This window comes from Allostella sp., from assembly GCF_041913585.1.
Taxonomy (GTDB): domain Bacteria; phylum Pseudomonadota; class Alphaproteobacteria; order ATCC43930; family Allostellaceae; genus Allostella.
Map to the genome: position 1 here is coordinate 1 of NZ_JAYSFE010000196.1, position 5,565 is coordinate 5,565.

Here is a 5,565-nt window from a genome sequence, read left to right on the forward strand (position 1 = left end):
CCGATCAGCGTCACCAGCCCGATCTGGCTGTAGACGCTGAGCGTGCCGCCGGTGAGCTGGAGGGCGAGCAGCGCCCCGGTCATCGACAGCGGCACCGTCAGCATGATGATGAAGGGGTCGACGAAGCTCTCGAACTGCGCCGCCAGCACGAGGTAGATGAAGGCGAGCGCCAGCAGGAAGGTGACGTAGATGCCGCCCGTCGAGGTCCGGTACTCGCGGCTGGAGCCGGCGAGGTCGCTGACGATGTTGGGCGGCAGCTTCGCCGCCTCGGCCTGCAGGAAGGCGAGCGCGTCGCCCAGCGCGTAGCCGGGGTTGAGCGTCGCCGAGATGGTCGCCGCGCGCAGCTTGTTGAAATGGTTGAGCTCGCGCGGGGCCACCGTCTCGACGATGGTGACGAGGTTGGCGAGCGGCACCATCTGGCCAGACGCTGCGCGGACGAAGATCTCGGCCATCTGCTCGGGATTGGTGCGCTCGACGCCGGCGACCTGGACGACGACGTCGTACTGCTTGCCGTTCTGCTTGAAGCGGGTGACCTGGCGGCCGCCCAGCATCGTCTCCAGCGTGCGGCCGATGGTGTCGACGCCGATGCCGAGGCTCGAGGCCTTCTCGCGGTCGACGGTCACCCGCAGTTCCGGCTTGTTGAGCTTGAGGTCGACGTCGAGGCCGGCGAGGCCGGGGTTCTGGCGGGCCGCCGCCATCACCCGGTCGACCGCCGCCTGCAGTTCGGCATAGGGCGAGGAGGTCTGGAGGACGAACTGCACCGGCTTCTCGATCGCGCTCTGCCCGAGCGACGGCGGCATGGTGGCGAAGGCGAGGATGCCGGGGATGCCGGCGAAGAGCTTGGGCATGACCTGCGGCACGACCTCCTGGGTGCGCACCGTGCGGTCCTCCCAGTCGACGAGGCGGACGAAGCTGATCGCCTGGGTCACCACCGGGAAGCCGACGACGAGGAAATACTTCTCGACCTGCGGCACCGACTTCCAGATCGCCTCCATGCGCCGGGCGTAGCTCTCGGTGAAGCCGATGGTCGAGCCCTCGGGGGCGATGCCGATGGCGACGATGGTGCCGCGATCCTCGACCGGCGAGAGTTCGGACGGCAGCGTGCGGAAGATCACTGCCGCGAAGGCGGCGACGAGCAGCATCAGCAGCACGACCGCCGACCGCATCCCGAGAGTGAACCACAGGACCCGGCGGTAGCCGGCATTCAGCCCCTCCAGCGCCCGCTCGGTGACGCGGAAGGCCCAGTTGTGGTGCTCCTGGTGGCGCAGCATCAGGCGGCACATCATCGGCGACAGCGTCAGCGCGACGAAGCCGGAGACGATGACCGCCCCGGCGAGCGTCAGCGCGAACTCGACGAAGAGACGGCCGGTGCGCCCGGTCTGGAAGGCGATCGGCGCATAGACGGCGGCCAGCGTGATGGTCATCGCGACGATCGCGAAGGCGATCTCGCGCGAGCCCTTGAGCGCCGCCTCGAACGGCCGCATCCCCTCCTCGACGTAGCGGGAGATGTTCTCCAGCATGACGATGGCGTCGTCGACGACGAGGCCGACCGCCAGCACCATGGCGAGCAGGGTCAGGGTGTTGATCGAGAAGCCGAAGAGCAGCATCAGCGAGAAGGCGCCGACCAGCGACACCGGGATCGTCACCAGCGGCACGATCGTCGCGCGCACCGAGCGCAGGAAGACGAAGATCACCAGCACCACCAGGAGGATCGCCTCGCCGATGGTGCGGAAGACGTTGTCGATCGACCGCGCGATGAAGATCGAGGTGTCGTAGGCGTTGGTGATCGTCATGCCCGTCGGCGCCTGGGCGGTGATCTGCGGCAGGGTCTCGCCGAGGGCCCGCGAGACGTCGAGCGGGTTCGCCGTCGACTGCTTGATGATGCCGAGCGCGACCGCCGGCTGGCCGTTGAAGCGGGCCGAGACCCGGGTGTCGCGGGCATCGATCTCGGCCCGGCCGACGTCGCGCAGCCGGACCGGATAGCCGGCCTCGTCGCGGATGATCATGTCGTTGAACTGCTGCGGCGTGCGCAGGTCGGTCTCGCTGACGACGGTGAACTCGCGCGACTGGCTCTCGATGCGGCCGGCCGGGATCTCGATGTTCTGCCGGCGCAGCGCCGCCTCGATGTCCTGGGCGGTCAGGTTGAAGGCCGCGAGCCGCGTGCGGTCGAGCCAGATGCGCATCGAGATGCGGCGCTCGCCGAAGATGCGGACGTTGGCGACGCCGGGCAGGTTCTGCAGCCGGTCCTTGACGAAGCGGTCGGCATAGTCGGTCACCTCGATCGCCGAGTGCCGGTCGGAGGCGAAGGCGAGATAGATGATCGGCTGGGCGTCGGCCTCGACCTTGGCGATCACCGGCTCGTCGATCTCGTCGGGAAGCTGGTTGCGCACCCGCCCGACGCGGTCGCGCACGTCCGAGGCGGCGCTGTCCGCGTCGCGGTCGATGCGGAACCGGACGGTGATCTGGCTCATCTCGGCGCGGCTGATCGAGGACATGACGTCGATGCCCTCGATGCCCGACAGCGAATCCTCGAGCGGCGTCGTCACCTGGCTCTCGATGATCTCGGCCGAGGCGCCGCGGTAGGTCGTCTCGACCGTCACCACCGGCTCGTCGATGTTCGGATACTCGCGCACCGACAGCCGGCTGTAGGACATCACGCCGAGCAGCAGGATGACGAGGCTCATCACCGTCGCCAGCACCGGACGGCGGACGGAGAGCTCCGAGAGCGTCATCGTCTCAGCCCTTTCCGGCCGGCGTGCCGGCCGCGGGCGGCGCCGGCACCACCTGCACCGGCAAGCCGTCCTGGACCTTGAGGAGGCCGCCGGTAACGACGACGTCGCCCGGCGTCAGGCCCTCGACGACCTCGGCGCGGGCCGGCTGGCGCTGGCCCAGCTTGACCTCCGTCAGGCGGACGATCTTCTTGCCGTCGCCGCCGTCGACCACCTTGAAGACGAAGTGGCGCTCGCCCTGCGGCACCAGGGACTGCTCCGGCACGAAGACGGCGTTCTCGCGCTCGGCCAGCGTCAGGCCGACGCGGGCGAACACGCCCGGCCGCAGCTTGTCGTCCGGATTGGCGAGCCGCGCCCGGATCACGATCGAGCGCCCGGCGGCGTCGACCAGGGGATCGATCGCCGTGACCTCGCCGACGAATTCCTCGCCCGCCATGGCGTCGACCGTGACGGCGATGCGCTGGCCCGTCCGCACCGCCGCCAGGAACACCTCCGGGACCCGGAAGTCGACCTTGAGGGGATCGATCTGTTCGAGGTTGACGACCTCCGCCCCGGCCTGGACGAAGGCGCCGATCGAAACCCGGCGCAGCCCGGCGATCCCGTCGAAGGGCGCCACCACCGTCATCTTCTCGATGCGCGCCTGGGCGAGCTGGACCGAGGCCTCGGACGTGCGCAGCGTCGCCCGCGCCTCGTCGAGGGCGCGCTGGGTCCCCGCCCCGCGCCGCACCAGCTCGTCGGCCCGCTCGGCGTTGGTGCGGGCGAGGTTGAGCTGGGCCTGCGCCTGCGCCAGCTCCGCCCGTTCCACCGAGGTGTCGAGCTGTACCAGCATCTGGCCGCGCCGGACCTTCTGCCCCTCCTCGAAGCCGAGGGTCACGATCCGGCCCGAGACCTCCGGCCGCACCAGGACCGACTCGTTGCTGCGCAGCGAACCGACGGCGTTGACCCGGCGCTCGGCCCGGCCGACCGTGACCTGGGCCGCCTCGACCGGCATCGCGAAGCCGGCCGGCGGCTTGGCCCCCGCGGCGCGGTTCTGCGCCGGCAGCATGACCTTCTGCCAGTAGAGCCAGCCGCCGCCGGCACCGAGGGCCAGCACGACGAGAATCCCCAGAACGGCGCGCATGCCAGCGACTCCTCGGCACGGGAGGCCGATCGTCCCGGCCTCCCGCTCCCGTTCAAGCTGAACTTACCAGTTCACCATACAGCACGGCGGCGCGCATTCGACCGCCGATTACTCGATCTGCGCGCCGGACGATTCGACGATCGGCTTCCAGCGCTGGATCTCGGCCTTGTAGAAGGCCTCGAACTCCTCCGGCTTCGAGCCGACGACGGTGCCGCCGAGGTCGGCGAGACGCGCCTTCACGTCGGGCTGCTCCAGCGCCCGCAGGATCGCGGCATGGATCTGCGCGACGACGTCGCGCGGCGTCTTCGCCGGGACCACGACCCCGAACCAGGCCGAGACCTCGTAGCCGGCGACGCCGGCCTCCTGCATCGTCGGCACGTTGGGATATTGCGGCGCCCGCTGGGCGGTGGTCACGGCGAGCGGCTTCAGGGTGCCCGCCTGGACGTGGGCCACCGTCTCCGGGAAGTTGTTGACGATCAGCGAGACGTTGCCGGCGAGGCAGTCGTTGAGCGCCGGGCCGGCGCCGCGGTAGGGCACATGCACGAGGTCGATGCCGGCCAGCACCTTGAACAGCTGGCCGGACATGTGCAGCGAGGTGCCGTTGCCCGACGAGGCGTAGGTGACGGTGCCGGGCTTCTCCTTGGCGATGCGGATCACGTCGGCGACGGTCGCCGCCGGAAAGCCCTTGCAGGCGCTGATGACGTTCGGCACGCCGACGAGCTGGGTGACGCCGGCGAAGTCCTTCACCGAATCGAACGGCAGCTTCTTGTAGAGGCTGGGCACGATGCCGTGCGTCGCGATCTGGGTCAGCATCCAGGTATGGCCGTCGGCCGGCGCCTTGGCGACGAGGTCGGCGCCGACATTGCCGGCCGCGCCCGGCTTGTTGTCGACCACGATCTCCCACTTCTGCATCTCCCCGACCTTGGCGGCGACGACGCGGGCCAGGATGTCGGTGGCGCCGGCGGGCGGGAAGCCGACCACCAGACGGATCGGCTTCTCCGGGAACTTGGCGGCGGCCGGCAGGGCCGGCGCCGCCCGGGCCGCGGCGGCGGCGAGCAACAGGATAGGCCTCATCGTTTCCTCCTCGTTCGGATGGACCGGATCGGCAGGGCGTTCCTATTCCTGGAACATTTCCTGCCGCCGGTTGCGGAAGGCCGGCAGCACGATCGCCAGCAGCAGCAGGGCGGCGACGGCGAGCAGCGCCAGGCTGATGGGCCGGTGGACGAACACCATAGGGTCGCCGCGCGACAGCAGCATGGCACGGCGCAGGTGCTCTTCCATCAGGGGCCCGAGGACGAAGCCCAGCACCAGCGGCACCGGCTCGCAGTCGAGCTTGACCAGCAGGTAGCCGAAGACCGCGAAGACGATCGTGACGTAGACGTCGAAGGCGCTGTTGTTGAGGCTGTAGACCCCGATCGCCGAGAACACCAGGATCGCCGGATAGAGCAGGTCGTAGGGCACCTTCAGCAGCCGCACCCAGATGCCGACCAGCGGCAGGTTGATGACCAGCAGCATGACGTTGCCGACCCACATGCTGGCGACGAGGCCCCAGAACAGGTCCGGCTGGCGCTCCATCATCAGCGGGCCCGGCTGGATGCCCTGGATGATGAGGGCGCCGACCATCAGGGCCATCACCGCGTTGGTCGGCAGGCCGAGGGTGAGGAGCGGGATGAAGGAGGTCTGGGCGGCGGCGTTGTTGGCCGATTCCGGCGCCGC

The 5,565-nt window shown here is 69.7% G+C and carries 4 protein-coding genes; all 4 read right to left on the reverse strand.

Annotated features, from left to right (window positions below; translation table 11 throughout):
* Window positions 1–2,732: efflux RND transporter permease subunit (locus ACE3Q3_RS22550; protein WP_374449801.1), on the reverse strand; the 2,732-nt coding region annotated here is incomplete at its 3' end.
* 4 nt (window positions 2,733–2,736) lie between these two features.
* A complete protein-coding gene (locus tag ACE3Q3_RS22555; protein ID WP_374449803.1) occupies window positions 2,737–3,849 on the reverse strand; it encodes an efflux RND transporter periplasmic adaptor subunit in 1,113 nt (370 codons plus the stop codon).
* Window positions 3,850–3,957: 108 nt separating this feature from the next.
* Entirely contained in the window at window positions 3,958–4,923 is a 966-nt protein-coding gene (locus ACE3Q3_RS22560) for a tripartite tricarboxylate transporter substrate binding protein (RefSeq protein ID WP_374449805.1), read from the reverse strand.
* Window positions 4,924–4,965: 42 nt separating this feature from the next.
* A partial coding sequence (locus tag ACE3Q3_RS22565) for a tripartite tricarboxylate transporter permease (protein WP_374449807.1) occupies window positions 4,966–5,565 on the reverse strand: 600 nt, incomplete at its 5' end.